Source organism: Streptomyces sp. BR1, from assembly GCF_052373795.1.
Lineage (GTDB): Bacteria > Actinomycetota > Actinomycetes > Streptomycetales > Streptomycetaceae > Streptomyces.
Genome location: NZ_CM126252.1, coordinates 1,434,280 through 1,454,438, shown reverse-complemented (window position 1 = coordinate 1,454,438; position 20,159 = coordinate 1,434,280). Strand labels below are relative to the sequence as shown.

Sequence of the window (20,159 nt, the reverse complement as noted above, 5' to 3'; positions counted from 1 at the left end):
TAAGTGATGACAACCCCCAACGAAAAAGTCGTTGAAGCGCTGCGGGCCTCCCTCAAGGAAACCGAGCGGCTGCGCCGCCGGAACCAGGAGCTCACCGACGCCTCGCGCGAACCGATCGCGATCGTCGGCATGAGCTGCCGCTTCCCGGGCGGCGTCCGGTCGCCCGAGGAGCTGTGGGGACTCGTCGAGAGCGGTGGCGACGCCATAGCGGGCTTCCCGACCGACCGCGGCTGGGACATCGAGTCGCTGTACGACCCCGACCCGGACCACGAGGGCACCACGTACGCCCGCGACGGCGGCTTCCTGCACGACGCGCCCGACTTCGACGCGGGCTTCTTCGGGATCTCACCGCGTGAGGCCCTGGCGATGGACCCGCAGCAGCGCCTCCTCCTGGAGACCACCTGGGAGGCCTTCGAACGCGCCGGGATCGACGCCGCGTCGCTGCGCGGCAGCCGGGCCGGCGTCTTCGTCGGCGCGTCCGCCAACGCCTACGGGGCCGGTTCGCACGACCTGCCGGACGGTGTGGAGGGCCACCTCCTCACCGGCACCGCCTCCAGTGTGACCTCCGGCCGCCTCGCCTACGTCTTCGGTCTGGAGGGGCCCGCCGCCACCATCGACACGGCCTGCTCGTCCTCCTCCGTCGCTCTGCACATGGCCGTCCAGGCGCTGCGCCAGGGCGAGTGCTCGCTCGCGCTGGCCGCGGGCGTCACCGTGCTCGCCGGTCCGGACGTCTTCGTCGAGTTCAGCCGCCAGCGCGGCCTGTCGCCCGACGGCCGCTGCAAGTCCTTCGCCGAGGCGGCGGACGGCACCGGCTGGGGCGAGGGTGTCGGCGTCCTGCTGGTCGAGCGCCTCTCCGACGCCCGCCGCAACGGTCACCAGGTCCTCGCGGTCGTCCGCGGCTCCGCCGTCAACCAGGACGGCGCCAGCAACGGCCTCACGGCTCCCAACGGCCCCGCCCAGCAGCGCGTCATCCGCCAGGCCCTGGAGAACGCCCGCCTCACCCCGGCCGACATCGACGCGGTCGAGGCGCACGGCACCGGCACCACCCTCGGCGACCCGATCGAGGCCCAGGCCCTGCTCGCCACGTACGGGCAGGACCGACCGGCCGACCGCCCGCTGTGGCTGGGCTCGCTCAAGTCGAACATCGGCCACACCCAGAACGCGGCCGGTGTCGCGGGCATCATCAAGATGGTCATGGCCATGCGCCACGGCGTGCTGCCCAAAACCCTCCATGTCGACGAGCCGACCTCGCACGTCGACTGGTCGGCGGGCGGTGTCTCCCTGCTGACCGAACCAGTGGAGTGGCCCCGGGCCGACCGCCCGCGCCGGGTCGGCGTCTCCGCCTTCGGCGTCAGCGGCACCAATGTCCACACGATCATCGAGCAGGCCCCGGAGCCGGAGGAGACGACGTCCAACGCGCCGGAACCGGCTCCGGCGGTCCCGGCGGTGCTGCCGTGGGTGCTCTCGGCGAAGGGCCGGGACGCCCTGCGCGACCAGGCCCGCCGCCTGCACGCGCACATCGAGGAGAACCCCGGCCTGCGCCCGGTGGACGTTGCTCGTTCGCTGGTGGTGGGGCGTGCGTCGTTCGAGGACCGTGGGGCTGTGGTGGCCGGGGACCGGGATGGTCTGTTGGCGGGTCTTGCGGTGTTGGCGGAGGGCGGTTCTGCTGCTGGTGTGGTGGCGGGTTCGCCGGTTGGTGGGAAGTTGGCGTTCCTGTTCACGGGTCAGGGGAGTCAGCGGCTGGGGATGGGCCGTGAGCTGTACGACGCCTACCCGGTGTTCGCGGAGGCGTTGGACGCGGTGTGTTCGCGTCTGGAACTGCCGTTGAAGGATGTGCTGTTCGGCTCGGACGCTGAGGCGCTGGATCGTACGGAGTTCACTCAGCCTGCGTTGTTCGCGGTTGAGGTGGCGTTGTTCCGGCTGGTGGAGTCGTGGGGTGTGAAGCCCGACTTCGTGGCGGGTCACTCCATCGGCGAGATAGCCGCCGCGCACGTTGCCGGGGTGTTCTCGCTCCAGGACGCCTGCGAACTGGTCGCCGCCCGGGGCAGGTTGATGCAGGCGCTGCCTGGTGGCGGTGTCATGATCGCCGTTCAGGCGTCGGAGGACGAGGTCCTGCCGTACCTCACCGACGGTGTGTCCATCGCGGCCATCAACGGCCCGCAGTCAGTCGTCATCGCCGGTGACGAGGACGCCGCGCTCAAGGTCCTCGCGCACTTCGAAGGCCGTAAGTCCAAGCAGCTGACGGTCAGTCACGCCTTCCATTCCCCGCACATGGACGGCATGTTGGAAGCCTTCCGTGAGGTGGTGGCGGGGCTGTCGTACGGCACCCCGAGCATCCCGGTCGTCTCGAACCTGACCGGTGCCCTGGTCTCCGACGAGATGGCGTCGGCCGACTTCTGGGTACGCCACGTCCGCGAGGCCGTACGGTTCCTCGACGGCATCCGCGCGCTCGAAGCCGCAGGCGTGACCAATTACCTCGAACTCGGCCCCGACGGAGTCCTCTCCGCCATGGCGCAGGAGTGCGTCACCGAGGACGCGACCTTCGTACCCGTACTCCGCAAGGGCCGTCCCGAGGCCGAGACGGTGACCACCGCGCTCGCCCGGGCCCACACGCAGGGCATCGCCGTCGACTGGCAGGCGTACTACGAGGGGACCGGCGCCCAGCGCGTCGACCTGCCCACCTACGCCTTCCAGCACCAGCGTTACTGGATCGAGCCGACTTCCGGTGCCGGGGACGTCTCCGCCGCCGGACTGGAGGCGGCCGGGCACCCGTTGCTGGGTGCGACCGTGGCGCTCGCGGACTCGGAGGGCTTCCTCTTCACCGGGCGGCTCGGCCTCGACACCCATGGCTGGCTCGCGGACCACGCGATCATGGACACCGTGCTCCTGCCCGGCACGGCCTTCGTGGAACTGGCGGTGCGCGCCGGTGACCAGGTCGGCTGCGACACGGTGGAGGAGCTGACGCTCGAAGCGCCGCTGGTGCTGCCCGAGCGCGGTGCCGTACAGGTGCAGATCCAGGTGGGCCCGCCGGACGCGGACGGCTCCGGGCGGCGGACGTTCACGCTCTCCTCCCGTTCGCAGGGCGGTGTCTTCGACGAGCCGTGGACGCGGCACGCGAGCGGTGTGCTCGCCCAGGGCGCGGCCCGTCCCGGTTTCGAACTGGCCCAGTGGCCCCCGGCGGGCGCAGAGACGATCGGGACGGAGGCTCTGTACGCGGACCTCGCCGAGGTCGGCATGGGCTACGGACCGGTGTTCCGGGGCCTGACGGCCGCGTGGCGGCAGGGCGAGAGCGTCTACGTCGAGGTGGCCCTCCCCGAGGAGCACTCCTCCGCCGCGAAGGACTTCGGCCTCCACCCCGCCCTGCTGGACGCCGCACTGCACGCCCTGGGCCTCGGCATGCCCGGCGGCGCCGAGGGCGAAGGGCGGCTCCCGTTCTCCTGGAGCGGAGTGACCCTGCACGCGGCCGGCGCCGAGGCGCTGCGCGTGCGCCTCGCCCCGGCGGGCGCCAGCGGGGTCCGCCTGGAGATCGCGGACGCGGTCGGCGCACCGGTCGCCACCGTCGACTCGCTGGTGCTGCGCCCCGTCTCGGCCGAGCAGGTGCAGGCGGCGCGTACCGCGTACCACGAGTCGGTGTTCCGGGCGGAGTGGACCGCCCTGCCGGGATCGCACGACTCCGTTGCCCAGGGGCGCTGGGCGGTACTGGGTGACGCGGACGCCGTCGCGGCCCTGCCGGGCACGCTGCCCGGCGAGGTCGCCGCCTACGCGGACCTGGCCGACCTTGCCGCGGCCGTCGAAGCCGGAGCGGCCGTACCGGACGCCGTGTTCGTCGGCTACGGCCCCGCCACCGCGACGACACCCCAGGCCGTGCACGACGCCACCCACCACGCTCTGGCCCTCGCTCAGGCGTGGTGCGGCGACGAGCCTTTCGCGGGCGACTCCTTCGCCGCCTCCCGCCTGGTCGTCCTCACCCGGGGCACCGTCGCCGCGGTCGCGGCCGACACGGTCACCGACCCCGTGCACGCCGCCGTCCTGGGCCTGCTGCGCTCCGCGCAGTCGGAACACCCCGACCGGCTGCTTCTCGTCGACACCGACGGCCTCGACATCTCGGCCCAGACCCTGCCCGTCGCGCTGTCTGTGGACGAACCCCAACTTGCGCTTCGCGAGGGCCGCTTGTACGCCCTTCGGCTCGCCCGGGTGGCTGTGCGAGAGGATGCTCCGGTCGCGGAGTACGCCCCCGGGTCGACCGTTCTGGTCACCGGCGCCGGCGGCATGCTGGGCGGTCTGATCGCACGGCGGCTCGTCGCCGAGCACGGTGTACGCCACCTCCTGCTGGTCGGACGCCGGGGCGGTACCACTCCCGAGGCCGAGCTGCTCGGTGCCGAACTCGCCTCCGCCGGCGCCTCGGTGAGCTGGGCGGCGTGCGATGTGGCCGACCGGGACGCGCTCGCCGCAGTCCTGGCGGCCATCCCCGCCGAGCACCCGCTCGGCGCGGTCGTCCACACCGCCGGTGTGCTGGACGACGGCGTGCTGGCCTCCCTCACCCCCGAGCGGCTCTCGGCCGTACTGCGCCCGAAGGTGGACGCGGCACTCAACCTGCACGAGCTGACCCGGGATCTCGACCTCTCGGCCTTCGTTCTCTTCTCCTCCATCGGCGGCGTCTTCGGCGGCCCGGGGCAGGGCAACTACGCGGCGGCGAACGTCTTCCTCGACTCCCTCGCCCAGTACCGCAGGGACCAGGGCCTCGTCGCCACCTCGCCGGCCTGGGCACTGTGGGCCGACAGCGCGGGCATGGCCGGAAGCCTCGACGAGGCCGACATCAACCGCATGCGGCGCAACGGGCTGCCCCCGCTCACCACGGCGGAGGGCCTCGACCTCTTCGGCCTCCTGCACCGCATCGACGAGGCCGCACCGGTCCTGATGCACGCCGACCTCGCCGCCCTGCGCACCCAGGCCCAGGCCGGGGCCATGTCGCCACTGCTGCGCGGACTCGTACGGGTTCCCGCGCGCCGCACGGCCGGCGGCGTGGCCGGAGCGGGCGGCGAAGCGGGACTGCGCGAGCGCCTGGCCGGGCTCTCCGCGGCCGAACGGGACCGCGCGCTGCTCGACATCGTCCGCAAGCAGGTCGCCACGGCACTCGGCTACCCCGGGCCGTCCGCCGTCGAGCCGGGCCGCTCCTTCAAGGAGCTGGGCTTCGACTCGCTCACCGCCGTCGAACTGCGCAACCTCCTCGGTGACGCCACCGGCCGACGCCTGCCCGCCACCCTCGTCTTCGACTACCCGACCGCGACGGCGCTCGCCGGATACCTGCGCGAGGAGCTGATCGGCGACCTGACGGACGGCGCGTTTTCGGCTGCGCGGCTCGTACCGGCCGGCGCCCCGGCCGCGGCCGACGACGACCCGATCGCCATCGTGGCGATGAGCTGCCGCTTCCCCGGCGGGATCACCTCCCCCGAGGAGCTGTGGCAACTCCTCGCCGCCGGTCGTGACGGCATCACCGGCTTCCCCGCCGACCGAGGCTGGGACCTCGACACCCTCTACAGCGACGATCCGGACCGCGAAGGCACCAGCTACGCCCGCGAGGGCGGATTCCTGCACGACGCACCCGACTTCGACGCCGCCTTCTTCGGGATCTCGCCGCGTGAGGCCCTGGCGATGGACCCGCAGCAGCGCCTCCTGCTCGAAGCCTCCTGGGAGGCGTTCGAGCGGGCCGGGATCGACCCGGCGACGCTGCGCGGCAGCCGTACGGGCGTCTTCATCGGCTCCAACGCCCAGGACTACCTCCAGCTCTGGCTGAACGACTCCGACGGGCTCGAAGGCCACCTCGGCACGGGCAACGCGGCGAGCGTGGTGTCCGGCCGCCTCTCCTACACTTTCGGCCTGGAGGGCCCGGCGGTCACCGTCGACACCGCCTGCTCCTCCTCGCTCGTCACCCTCCACCTCGCGGCCCAGGCGCTGCGGCGCGGCGAGTGCTCGATGGCGCTCGCGGGCGCGGTGACCATCATGTCCACACCGGGCGCGTTCACCGAGTTCAGCCGCCAGCGCGGGCTCGCCGCCGACGGCCGGATCAAGGCGTTCGCGGCGGGCGCCGACGGGACGAGCTGGTCCGAGGGTGTCGGCCTGCTCCTCGTCGAGCGCCTCTCCGACGCCCGTCGCAACGGCCACCAGGTGCTCGCGGTGCTCCGCGGCACCGCCGTCAACCAGGACGGCGCCAGCAACGGGCTCACGGCCCCCAACGGCCCCTCCCAGCAGCGCGTGATCCGTGAGGCCCTCGCGAGCGCCGGGCTGTCGGCCACCGAGGTCGACGCGGTCGAGGCGCACGGCACCGGTACCACCCTCGGCGACCCGATCGAGGCGCAGGCGCTGCTGGCCACCTACGGCCAGGGGCGCTCGGCGGACCGGCCGCTGTGGCTCGGTTCCGTGAAGTCGAACATCGGCCACACCCAGGCCGTGGCCGGCGCGGCCGGTGTCATCAAGATGGTCATGGCGATGCGCCACGGCGTGCTGCCCCGGACGCTGCACATCGACGAACCCACTCCGTACGTGGACTGGTCGGCCGGCGACATCGCCCTGCTGACCGAGCAGGTGGCATGGCCGGAGACGGGCCGCCCGCGCCGCGCGGGCATCTCCTCGTTCGGCTACAGCGGCACCAACGCGCACGCCATCATCGAGCAGGCCCCGGCCGACCGGCCCGAGCGCACGCCCGCGACCCGCGCCCTGCCGGTGCTCCCGTGGCTCGTCTCCGGCCGCACGGCTACAGCCCTGCGAGCCCAGGCGGAGCGCCTGCGCCAGGCGGCGCACGGCATCGTGACCGCCTCCGGCGCCCTCGACCTCGGCTACTCCCTGGCCACGAGCCGCGCGGCGCTGGAGCACCGCGCGGTCCTGATCGGGGACTCCTCCGACGGCGACGCGCCGGCTTCCCGGTTGCTCTCACAACTGGACGCCCTGGCCGCCGGCGAGCAGTCGGCGGGCCTGGTCCGCGGGACGGTGACCGGTGGCGGTCTGGCGTTCCTGTTCACGGGCCAGGGCAGCCAGCGGCTCGGCATGGGCCGTGAGCTGTACGAGGTGTACCCGGTGTTCGCGGACGCGCTGGACGAGGTGTGCGCGCGTCTGGAACTGCCCCTGAAGGGCGTGCTGTTCGGCTCGGACGCGGAGGCGCTGGACCGTACGGAGTTCACCCAGCCCGCGCTGTTCGCCATCGAGGTGGCGCTGTTCCGCCTGGTCGAGTCGTGGGGGCTGCGGCCCGACTTCGTCGCCGGTCATTCGATCGGTGAGATCGCTGCGGCGCATGTGGCGGGTGTGTTCTCGCTGGAGGACGCGTGTGAACTGGTCGCCGCGCGTGGTCGGTTGATGCAGGCGTTGCCTGCCGGTGGTGTGATGGTTGCGGTGCAGGCGTCGGAGGGGGAGGTGCTTCCGTACCTCACGGACCGGGTCAGCATCGCAGCGATCAATGGTCCGCGGTCGGTGGTCGTCGCGGGTGACGAGGATGCGGCGAACGCGGTCCTCGCGCACTTCGAAGGCCGTAAGTCGAAGCGGCTGACGGTGAGTCATGCGTTCCACTCGCCGCACATGGACGGCATGTTGGACGCGTTCCGTGAGGTTGTGGCGGGGCTGTCGTACGAGTCGCCCCGTATCCCGGTCGTCTCGAACCTGACGGGTGCCCTGGTCTCCGACGAGATGGCCTCGGCCGACTTCTGGGTACGCCATGTCCGCGAGGCCGTACGGTTCCTCGACGGCGTCCGTGCTCTGGAAGCGGCCGGTGTCACCACGTTCGTGGAGCTCGGTCCGGACGGGGTTCTCTCGGCGCTGGCCCAGGAGTGCGTGACCGGTGAGGGTGCAGCCTTCGTACCGGTGCTCCGTAACGGCCGCTCCGAGGCCGAGACGGTCACGACGGCTCTCGCGCAGGCGCACGTCCGGGGCATTGCCGTGGACTGGCAGGCGTTCTTCGCGGGGACCGGTGCGCGCCGGATCGAGCTGCCCACGTACGCCTTCCAGCGGCAGCGCTACTGGCCGGAGACCGTCCTGTCGACGACCGGTCCGGTCGCCGAGGGCCGCGTCGACGCCGTGGACGCCCGTTTCTGGGAGGCGGTTGAGGACGAGGATGTCGCTTCGCTGGCTGCTGCTCTGGAGTTGGAGCTCGATGGTGACCAGCCGCTGAGTGAGGTGGTTCCGGCTCTGTCTGCGTGGCGTCGTCGTCGGCGTACGCAGTCGGAGGTGGATGGCTGGCGTTACCGGGTGAGCTGGAAGCCGGTGGTGTCTTCCGGTGTGGTGGGTGGGGCGTGGTTGGTGCTCCTGCCTGCTGGGTTCGAGGAGGACGCTTGGGTTGCGGATGTGGTTCGTGGTCTGGGTGATGGTGGGGCTGGGGTTCGGCGGGTCGTGGTGGCGGCGGGTGCGGATCGTGTTGCGCTGGCCGGCCTGCTGACCGGCTCCGGTGCTGCTGCTGGTGTGGTGTCTTTGCTGGCGTTGGACGAGGTGTCTGGTGTTGTTCTGACGGCTGGTGTGGTTGCGGCGTTGGGTGATGCCGAGATCCCCGCACCGTTGTGGTGTGTGACGCGTGGTGCGGTGTCGGTGGGGCGTTCGGATCGTCTTGTGTCTGCGGTGCAGGCGCAGGTGTGGGGTCTGGGCCGGGTTGCTGCTTTGGAGGTTCCTGAGCGGTGGGGTGGTCTGGTTGATCTGCCCGGTGTGTTGGACGGGCGTGTGTTGTCGCGTCTGGTGGGTGTGCTGGGGTCTGGTTCTGGTGAGGATCAGGTTGCGGTGCGGTCGTCGGGTGTGTTCGGGCGTCGTCTGGTGCGTGCCCCGCGTGCGGAGGGTGCTGCGGGTTGGGCTCCGAGCGGCACGGTGTTGGTGACGGGTGGTACGGGTGCTCTGGGCGGCCGGGTGGCCCGCTGGCTGGCTGGCTCTGGTGCACGGCGTGTGGTTCTGACGAGCCGTCGTGGTCTGGAAGCGCCTGGTGCGGCTGGGCTGGTGGACGAGCTGAACGGCATGGGTGTTGAGGCATCGGTGGTGGCCTGTGACGCGGCCGACCGTGACGCGTTGCGTGATCTGCTGGCGTCCGTTGCCGACTCTTTGACGGCTGTCGTGCATACGGCGGGTGTGCTGGATGACGGTGTGGTCGACTCCCTGACTCCGGACCGCATCGAGAGTGTGCTGCGGGCCAAGGCGGTCTCCGCGCTGAACTTGCATGAGCTGACCGTTGAGCTCGGTATCGAGCTTGATGCGTTTGTTCTCTTCTCATCGGTGAGTGGCACGTTGGGTGCTGCTGGTCAGGCCAATTACGCGGCTGCGAATGCCTATTTGGATGCTCTGGCTGAGCAGCGTCGTGCTGATGGTCTTGCCGCGACGTCTCTGGCCTGGGGCCCGTGGGCCGAGGGGGGCATGGCGGCCGACGAGGCACTGGACGCCCGCATGCGCCGCGGTGGCGTGCCGCCCATGGACGCGGATCTCGCGATCACGGCCCTGGAGCAGGCGGTGGGTTCCCCCGACGCGGCCCTGACGATCGTGGACTTCGACTGGGACCTGTTCGCGCCCGGCTTCACCGCCGTGCGGGCGAGTAACCTCCTGGCCGAACTGCCCGAGGTGCAGTTCCTCGTCAAGACTCCGCAGGACGCGACTGGCTCTGCGCAGATGACGGGCTCGTCCCTGGTGCAGCTGCTCCGAGGGCTGGCCGACGCGGACCGTGAGCCGTACCTCCTGGATCTCGTCCGTACGCAGGTTGCCGAGGTGCTGGGGCATTCGGGTGCCGAGGACGTCGAGGCGGGGCGTGCGTTCCGTGAGATCGGTTTTGATTCGCTGACGGCTGTCGAGCTGCGTAACCGCCTGGGTGCGGTCACGGAGTTGAAGCTTCCGGCCACGTTGGTCTACGACTACCCGACGTCGGCCGCGCTGGCGGAGTATCTGCGCGGTGAGTTGGTGGGTACGCAGTCGGCGGTGGCCGGTCCGGTGGTCGCGGCCACGGTCGTGGACGACGATCCGATCGCGATCGTGGCGATGAGTTGCCGGTTCCCCGGTGGCGTACGCACCCCGGAAGACCTCTGGCGCCTGCTCGCGAACGGTGACGACGCGATATCGCATCTTCCGCAGGACCGTGGCTGGGACGTCGATTCGCTGTACGACGCCGACGCCTCCGTGCAGGGCGCGTCGTACGTCCGTGAGGGTGGATTCATTTACGACGCGGCCGACTTCGATGCCGATTTCTTCGGGATCTCGCCGCGTGAGGCCCTGGCGATGGACCCGCAGCAGCGTCTCCTGCTTGAGACCTCGTGGGAGGCGTTCGAGCGGGCCGGGATCGACCCGTCGTCCCTGCGCGGCAGCCAGGCCGGTGTATTCGTCGGCACCAACGGCCAGGACTACCTCTCGGTGCTCCTGGAGGAGCCCGAGGGCCTTGAGGGCCACTTGGGTACGGGCAACGCGGCGAGCGTCGTGTCCGGCCGGCTCTCCTACGTCTTCGGCCTGGAGGGCCCGGCGGTCACGGTCGACACGGCCTGCTCGTCCTCGCTGGTCGCGTTGCACTGGGCGATCCAGGCGCTGCGCAACGGTGAGTGCTCGCTGGCGCTGGCCGGTGGTGTGACGGTGATGTCGACTCCGGGCACGTTCATCGAGTTCAGCCGACAGCGTGGCCTGGCGGAGGACGGCCGTATCAAGGCGTTCGCGGCGGGTGCGGACGGTACGGGCTGGGGCGAGGGTGTCGGCATGCTGCTTGTCGAGCGGCTGTCCGACGCGCAGCGCAACGGGCACCCGGTGCTGGCCGTGGTCCGTGGTTCGGCGATCAACCAGGATGGTGCGAGCAACGGTCTGACGGCTCCGAATGGTCCGTCGCAGCAGCGGGTGATCCGTGCGGCTCTGGCGAGTGCGGGTCTGTCGGCTGAGGATGTGGATGTGGTGGAGGCGCACGGTACGGGTACGAGGTTGGGTGACCCGATCGAGGCGCAGGCCCTGCTGGCCACGTACGGCCAGGACCGCGAGGCGGACCGGCCGCTGCTGCTCGGCTCGATCAAGTCGAACATCGGCCACACCCAGGCTGCCGCCGGTGTCGCGGGCGTGATCAAGATGGTGCTGGCCATGCAACACGGCCTCCTCCCGCAGAGCCTGCACATCGACGCTCCGACCCCCCAGGTCGATTGGGAGGCCGGGGACATCGCGCTGCTGACCGAGGCGATGGAGTGGCCGGAGACGGGCCGCCCGCGCCGGGCCGGTGTGTCCTCGTTCGGCTTCAGCGGCACCAACGCCCACACGATCATCGAGCAGGCCCCGGAGGCGGTGGAGACGACCCGGGCCGACGACACAGCCCCGGAGCCGGCCTCCCTGCCGCTGGTCCTCTCGGCCAAGAACGACACCGCGCTCCGCGAGCAGGCCGTCAACCTGCACGCCCGGCTTCTCGCAGCCCCCGAGCTGCGTATGGCTGACGTTGCTCGTTCGCTGGTGGTGGGGCGTGCGTCGTTCGAGGACCGTGCGGTTGTGGTGGCCGGGGACCGTGATGGTCTGTTGGCGGGTCTTGGGGTGTTGGCGGAGGGTGGTTCTGCTGCTGGTGTGGTGGCGGGTTCGCCGGTCGGTGGGAAGGTTGCCTTCCTGTTTACGGGTCAGGGGAGTCAGCGGCTGGGGATGGGGCGTGAGTTGTATGACGCGTATCCCGTCTTCGCGGAGGCGTTGGACGCGGTGTGCGCCGAGCTGGATCTCGAAGTCCCGCTGAAGGATGTGCTGTTCGGCTCGGACGCGGAGGCGCTGGACCGTACGGAGTTCACTCAGCCTGCGTTGTTCGCCGTTGAGGTGGCGTTGTTCCGGCTGGTGGAGTCCTGGGGCTTGAAGCCTGACTTCCTGGCGGGGCATTCGATCGGTGAGATCGCGGCCGCGCATGTGGCCGGGGTGTTCTCGCTGGAGGACGCGTGTGCGCTGGTTTCGGCGCGTGGCCGTCTGATGCAGGCGTTGCCCGCCGGCGGCGTGATGATTGCGGTGCAGGCGTCGGAGGACGAGGTCCTTCCTTACCTCACCGACCGGGTCAGCATTGCAGCGGTCAATGGTCCGCGGTCAGTCGTCATCGCGGGTGACGAGGACGCCGCGCAGGAGATCGTGGCGCAGTTCCCGGACCGCAAGTCGAAGCGGCTGACGGTCAGTCACGCCTTCCACTCGCCGCACATGGACGGCATGTTGGAAGCCTTCCGTGAGGTAGTCGCGGGGCTGTCGTACGAGTCGCCGCGTATCCCGGTTGTCTCCAACCTGACCGGTGCCCTGGTCTCGGACGAGATGGCTTCGGCCGACTTCTGGGTGCGCCACGTCCGCGAGGCGGTTCGTTTCCTCGACGGCATCCGATCCCTCGAAGCGGCCGGTGTCACCACGTACGTCGAACTGGGCCCCGACGGAGTCCTTTCCGCGATGGCCCAGGCATGTGTGACCGGTGACGGTGCCGCGTTCGTGCCCGTTCTGCGGGCCCGGCGTGATCAGGCCGGGACGTTGCTCTCGGCTCTTGGTGCGGCTCATGTGCGCGGTGTCACCGTGGACTGGGAGGCGTTCTTCGCGGGTACCGGCGCCCAGCGCGTCGACCTGCCCACGTACGCCTTCCAGCGCCAGCGCTACTGGCCCGAGAACACACCGGCGGAGAGTGCACCCGTCAGTGGAACTGTCGACGCCGCGGATGCCCGTTTGTGGGATGTGATCGAGCGTGAGGATCAGGAGTCCCTGGCGGCCATGCTGGGTCTTGATGACCCCAGTGCGTGGGGCAGCGTGCTTCCCGCGCTGGCGGCCTGGCGCAAGCAGGGCCAGGAGCAGGTGCTGCTTGACGGCTGGCGTTATCGGGTGAGCTGGAGGCCGGTGGGTGTCGAGGCCGGTGCCGGGGTGGGGTTGTCGGGTTCGTGGCTGGTGGTTGTTCCCGCTGGCTTTGAGGACGATGACTGGGTCGCGGATGTGGTCGGTGGTTTGACCGTTCGTGGTGCTGGGGTTCGCCGGGTTGTGGTGGAGCCGGGTGCGGATCGTGCGGGGCTGGCTGGTCTGTTTGCTGGGGCTGGTGAGTGTGCCGGTGTGGTGTCGCTCCTCGGGCTGGATGAGGTGTCTGGTGTTGTTCTGACGGCTGGTGTGGTTCAGGCGTTGGGTGATGCCGAGATCCCCGCGCCGTTGTGGTGTGTGACGCGTGGTGCTGTGTCGGTGGGGCGTTGGGATCGTGTTGGGTCGCCGGTGCAGGCGCAGGTGTGGGGTTTGGGCCGGGTTGCGGCGCTTGAGGTTCCTGAGCGTTGGGGCGGTCTGGTTGATCTGCCCGGAGTGTTGGATGACCGTGCGTTGTCGCGTTTGAGCGCGGTGTTGGTGTCTGGTTCTGGTGAGGACCAGGTCGCGGTGCGTTCGTCGGGTGTGTTCGGGCGTCGTCTGGTGCGTGCTGCGGGTGCGGAGGGCGGCTCGGGTTGGTCTCCTCGTGGCACGGTGTTGGTGACGGGTGGTACGGGTGCTCTGGGTGGCCGGGTGGCCCGCTGGCTGGCTGGCTCTGGTGCACGGCGTGTGGTTCTGACGAGCCGTCGTGGTCTGGAAGCGCCTGGTGCTGCTGAGCTGGTTGACGAGCTGACCGGCATGGGTGTTGAGGCATCCGTGGTGGCGTGTGACATGGCCGACCGTGATGCGCTGCGTGATCTGCTGTCGTCCGTCGCCGACTCGCTGACGGCTGTCGTTCACACGGCAGGTGTTCTGGACGACGGTGTGCTCGACGCTCTGACTCCTGACCGCATCGAAAGCGTGCTGCGGGCCAAGGCGGTCTCCGCCCGGCACCTGCACGAGCTGACCGGCGAGCTGGGTATCGAACTCGACGCCTTCGTCCTTTTCTCCTCCGTCACCGGTACCTGGGGTACCGCCGGTCAGGCCAACTACGCGGCTGCGAACGCCTACCTGGACGCTCTCGCCGAGCAGCGTCGTGCCGATGGTCTCGCCGCGACGTCTGTGGCCTGGGGCCCGTGGGCCGAGGGTGGCATGGCGGCCGATGAGGCACTGGACGCCCGCATGCGCCGCGGCGGTGTACCGCCCATGGACGGTGCCGCGGCCATCAACGCGTTGCAGCGGGTGCTCGAAGCGAACGACACGGTCGTCGCCGTCGTGGACGTGGAGTGGGACCTGTTCGCGCCCGGCTTCACCGCCGTGCGGGCGAGCAACCTCCTCGCCGAACTCCCCGAGGCCCGGCGCGCACTCGCCGCGACCGGGGGCGAGGCGCGTCGGGCCGACGGTGCCGACCGCGATCGCCAGTCGCCGGCACAGCAGTTGGCGGAGCTGACCGCCGCCGAGCGGGACCGGCTGCTGCTGGATCTCGTACGCAAGGAGGTGGCTGCCGTACTCGGTCACGCCGGTACGGACACCGTGGGTGCGGGGCGGGCGTTCAAGGAGTTGGGATTCGACTCGCTCACCGCGGTCGAGCTGCGCAACCGGCTGGGTGCGGTCACGGAGTTGAAGCTTCCGGCCACGTTGGTCTACGACTACCCGACGTCGGCCGCGCTCGCGGAGTATCTGCGCGGTGAACTGCTCGGCACCGAGGCGGCCGTGGCCGGCCCGGTGGTCGCTGCCACTGCTGTGGACGACGACCCCATCGCGATCGTGGCGATGAGCTGCCGGTTCCCCGGCGGCGTACGCACCCCGGAAGACCTCTGGCAGCTTCTCTCGACCGGCGGTGACGCCATCGGCGACTTCCCCGCCGACCGTGGCTGGGACGCGGAGTCGCTGTTCGGCCCGCAGTCCGAGCAGGAGGACGCGTACGCCCGTGAGGGTGGCTTCCTGTACGACGTGGCGGAGTTCGACCCGGCGTTCTTCGGGATCTCGCCGCGTGAGGCCCTGGCGATGGACCCGCAGCAGCGGCTGCTGCTTGAGACCTCGTGGGAGGCGTTCGAGCGGGCGGGCATCGACCCCTCGTCGGTGCGTGGCAGTCAGGCCGGTGTGTTCGTCGGCACCAACGGCCAGGACTACCTCTCCCTCGTGCTGAACTCCGCCGACGGAGGTGACGGCTTCATGAGCACCGGCAACTCCGCGAGCGTCGTCTCCGGCCGGCTCTCCTACGTCTTCGGCCTGGAGGGTCCGGCGGTCACGGTCGACACGGCGTGCTCGTCGTCGCTGGTCGCCCTGCACTTGGCTGTGCAGGCGCTGCGGCAGGGCGAGTGCTCGCTCGCGCTGGCCGGTGGTGTGACGGTGATGTCGACTCCGGGCGCGTTCGTCGAGTTCAGTCGTCAGCGGGGTCTTGCGGCGGATGGCCGTATCAAGGCGTTCGCTGCTTCGGCGGACGGTACGGGCTGGGGTGAGGGTGTCGGCATGCTGCTTGTCGAGCGGCTGTCGGACGCGCAGGCCAAGGGCCATCCGGTGCTTGCCGTGGTCCGTGGTTCCGCCGTCAATCAGGATGGTGCGAGTAATGGTCTGACGGCTCCGAATGGTCCGTCGCAGCAGCGGGTGATTCGTCAGGCGTTGGCCAGCGCGGGTCTGTCGGCTGCTGAGGTGGATGTGGTGGAGGCGCACGGTACGGGTACGAAGCTCGGTGACCCGATCGAGGCGCAGGCCCTGCTGGCCACGTACGGCCAGGACCGCCCGGCCGATCGGCCGCTGCTGCTCGGCTCGATCAAGTCGAACATCGGTCACACCCAGGCTGCCGCCGGTGTCGCGGGCATCATCAAGATGGTTCTCGCGATGCAGCACGGCGAGTTGCCGCAGACCCTGCACGTGGATGCGCCGACCCCGCACGTGGACTGGTCGGCGGGCGACATCGCGCTGCTGACCGAACAGCGCGCGTGGCCGGAGACCGGCCGTCCCCGCCGGGCGGGCATCTCGTCCTTCGGCGTGAGCGGCACCAACGCGCACACCGTCCTGGAACAGGCGCCGCAGGACCCGGAGGCGGCCGGAACCGACTCCGACCGGCCGGAGGACGGCCCCGCAACATCGGCGTGGCCGTTGTCCGGCAGGACCGAGGCCGCTCTGCGCGATCAGGCCCAGCGCCTGCGCTCCCACCTCGTCGCCCACGACGAGCTGCGTCCCGTGGACGTCGGCCACTCCCTCGCGACAGGTCGGGCGGCCCTCGACCACCGTGCCGTACTCGTCGCCGGAGAGCGCGAGGAGTTCCTTCAGGCGCTCACAGCACTGGCCACGGGGGACTCCACGGCGCAGGTGATCCAGGGCGTCGCCGCTGCCGAGCAGCAGACGGCGTTCCTGTTCACGGGCCAGGGCAGCCAGCGGCTGGGGATGGGCCGTGAGCTGTACGACACCTACCCCGTCTTCGCGAAGGCGCTGGACGAGGTCTGTGCGCACATCGACACGCACCTCGAAGTCCCGCTGGCGGACGTGCTGTTCGGGGACGATGCGGCTCTGGTGGACCGTACGGAGTTCACTCAGCCTGCGTTGTTCGCGGTTGAGGTGGCGTTGTTCCGGCTGGTGGAGTCGTGGGGTGTGAAGCCGGACTTCCTGGCGGGTCATTCGATCGGTGAGATCGCTGCGGCGCACGTCGCCGGGGTGTTCTCGCTCCAGGACGCATGTGAACTGGTCGCCTCGCGTGGCCGGTTGATGCAGGCGCTGCCCGCCGGTGGCGTGATGATCGCGGTGCAGGCGTCGGAGGACGAGGTGCTTCCGTACCTCACCGACGGTGTGTCCATCGCGGCCATCAACGGTCCGCAGTCGGTGGTCATCGCCGGTGACGAGGACGCGGCGCTCAAGGTCGTCGCGCACTTCGAAGGCCGCAAGTCGAAGCGGCTGACGGTCAGTCACGCGTTCCACTCCCCGCACATGGACGGGATGCTCGCCGACTTCCGCAAGGTTGCCGAGGGGCTGTCGTACGGCACCCCGCGTATACCGGTCGTCTCCAACCTCACCGGTTCCGTGGTCTCCGACGAGATGGCGGACGCCGACTTCTGGGTACGCCACGTCCGTGAGGCCGTACGGTTCCTCGACGGCATTCGCGCCCTCGAAGCGGCCGGTGCCACCTCCTACATCGAGCTCGGCCCGGACGGTGTCCTCTCCGCCATGGCGCAGGAGTGCGTCACCGAGGACGCGGTCTTCGTACCCGTGCTCCGCAAGAACCGCCCCGAGGCCGAGACCGTCACCACCGCGCTCGCCCGCGCCCACACGCACGGCGTCACGGTCGACTGGCAGGCGTACTACGCGGGCACCGGCGCCCAGCGCGTCGACCTGCCCACCTACGCCTTCCAGCGCCAGCGCTACTGGATCGACTCCTTCGCCGAGACCGATGACGTCACCTCGGTCGGGATCGGCGCGGCGGGGCACCCGCTGCTGGGGGCGGCGGTCGAGCTGCCCGACTCGGACGGGTTCCTCCTCACCGGGCGGCTGTCGCTCCGCACGCACCCCTGGCTTGCCGACCACGTGGTGGCGGACACCGTCGTGGTGCCCGGTGCGGCCTTCGTCGAGCTGGCCGTGCGCGCCGGTGACGAGGTGGGGTGCGACGTGGTGGAGGAGCTGACGCTCGAAGCGCCGCTCGTTCTTCCCGAGCACGGGGCCGTACAACTGCGCGTGACCGTCGGCGGGTTGGACGAGAGCTCGTGCCGTTCGGTGCAGGTGCACAGCCGTATCGAGGCGTCGGACGGGGCCTGGTCCCGTAACGCCGTCGGAGTCCTGTCCTGCGGCGGAGGTTCCTCGGCGGTCGAGACCGCCGTCGCCGACGGGTCGGCGCAGTGGCCGCCCGCCGGGGCCGAACCGGTCGCCGTCGACACGCTGCGCGATCGGCTGACTGCCGCCGGGCTCTTCCACGGGCCCGCGTTCCGGACGCTGACCCAGGTGTGGGCACGGGGCGAGGAGGTGTTCGCCGAGGCGCGGCTGTCCGATGATGCCGGCATGTCCGGCACCCGGTTCGCCCTGCACCCGGCGTTGCTCGACGCCGCCTCGCAGGCACTCGCGGCCGGCGCCACCGGATCCACTGCGGGAGGCAGGCTGCCGCTCGCCTGGCGCGGGGTGCGGCTGCACGCGGTCGGCGCGGACGTCCTTCGTCTGCGGATCACCCCGGTCGGCGACACCGGCACCGACAGCACCGACACCGTGTCCGTCGTCCTGGCGGACGAGCAGGGCGCTCCGGTCGCCTCGGTCGAGGCGCTGGTGATGCAGCCGGTCGACACGGAACGGTTCGCCGTGGTTCCCACCGGAGTCCACGAGTCGCTGTTCCGGCTCGACTGGGTACAGACACCGACGCCGACGCCGTCCGCCGCGACCCTCGCGGTCGTACGGGCCCCCGGCCTCGCCGCCGACGACCCGCTCGTCGCCTCGCTGGCGGCCGCGGGCACCACCGCCGAGTCCTACGACGACCTGGCCGCCCTGGACGCGGCCGTCGCGGCCGGGCGCCCGGTACCGGACACGTTGCTCGTGCCGTTCGTCGTGGCTCCGGACGCGCCGTCCACAACGGCCGACTCGGCACAGGACGTCGCGCACCTCGCCCAGCAGGTACGCGAGGCCACGCACCGTGCGCTCGCGACCGTACAGGGCTGGCTGGACGGCGGCCGGTCCACCGGAACCCGGCTGGTGTTCGTCACGCGGGGCGCGGTGGCCGCGGGCGACGACGCCGAGGTCGCCGACCTGGTGCACGCACCGGTGTGGGGTCTGGTGCGCGCCGCGCAGACCGAGAACCCCGACCGGTTCGTCCTCGTCGACGTCGACGGATCCGATGCGTCCTACCGGGCGCTGACGGGTGCTCTCGCCTCCGCCGAGCCCGAACTGGCCGTACGCAGGGGAGCGGTGTACGCGCCCCGGCTGGCCGAGGCGGGCACGGAGCGGGCGACGGGCGACACCGGCCGCCGTATCGACCCGCGGGGCACCGTCCTGATCACCGGGGCGAGCGGCGGACTGGCCGGGCTCTTCGCCCGGCACCTGGTCGCCGAGCACGGTGTACGTCACCTGCTGCTCACCAGCCGCCGGGGAGCCGACGCGGAGGGCGCGGCACAACTCACCGAAGAGCTCGGTGCGTTGGGCGCGACGGCGGTGTGGGCGGCCTGCGACGTGGCCGACCGGGACGCGCTCGCCGCGCTCCTGGCAGCCATCCCCGCCGAGCGTCCGCTGACGGCCGTCGTGCACACCGCGGCCGTCCTGGACGACGGAGTCGTGGACCTGCTCACCCCGGAGCGGGTGGACCGGGTGCTGCGTCCCAAGGCCGAGGCGGCGCTCCACCTGCACGAGCTGACCCGTGAGCTGGATCTGTCGGCGTTCATCCTGTTCTCCGCCGCGGCCGGTACGCTCGGTGGCGCGGGGCAGGCCAACTACGCCGCCGCCAACGTCTTCCTCGACGCGCTCGCCCGGTACCGCAGGGCGCGCGGACTCAGCGCGCTGTCCCTGGTCTGGGGCATGTGGGCCGAGGAGCGCGGCATGGCGGGCCGGCTGACGGAGGCGGAGCGGGGCCGCGCCGCGCGCGGCGGTGTCGTACCGCTGTCACAGGCCGACGGGCTCGCGCTCTTCGACGCGGCGCTCACCGCCGATGAGCCCGTCCTCCTGCCGGTCGGGACCGACCCGGCGACCCTGCGGGCACGGGCCGCGGACGGCGGGCTCCTGCCGATGTTCCGCGGTCTGGTGCGGACGCCGGTACGCAGGTCCGTGCAGAGCGCGGGCCGCACACCGGACGCCGTGGCCACGGACGGCGCGGGAGAGCGGACGCTCGCCGACCGGCTCGCCGAGCTGTCGGCGGCGGAGCGGGAGCGGACCGTACTGGACCTGGTGCGCGGCCAGGTGGCCGCCGTACTCGGGTACAAGTCGGCCGAACTCGTCGGCGGCGGGCAGCCGTTCAAGGAGCTGGGCTTCGACTCGCTGACCGCGGTCGAGCTGCGCAACCGTCTCGGTGCCGCCGGCGGCCTGCGCCTCCCGGCGACGCTGATCTACGACTACCCGAACCCGGCCGCCCTCGCCGAGTACCTGCTGAGCGAGGTGGCCCCGGAGACGGCGGAGCGCAAGCTCTCCGTACTGGAGGAACTCGACCGGCTGGAGAGCACCTTCTCCTCACTGGATCCGGAGGAACTGTCCGCGGCGGCCGGCGACGAGGCCGCGCACGCCCGGGTGGCGGTGCGTCTGCAGACCCTGCTGGCGCAGTGGAACGACGCCCGCCGGACGGATGGCGAATCCGGAGCCAACGAGATCGAAGAGGCGGACGACGACGAGCTGTTCGCCCTCATCGACAAGAAGTTCGGCCAGGGCTGAGCCGATCCGGCACCCCGGCCCCAGAGTTCTGAGACCCGAGACATTCCGAG

Annotated in this window: 1 protein-coding gene; it reads left to right on the top strand. The window is 71.1% G+C overall.

Annotated elements, in window-relative coordinates; all coding sequences use genetic code 11:
• Window positions 1–6: 6 nt before the first annotated feature.
• Window positions 7–20,109: a type I polyketide synthase gene (locus ACT1U9_RS06090; protein WP_444537349.1), complete on the top strand. Its 20,103-nt coding sequence runs from the start codon at window positions 7–9 to the stop codon at window positions 20,107–20,109.
• Window positions 20,110–20,159: the final 50 nt, after the last annotated feature.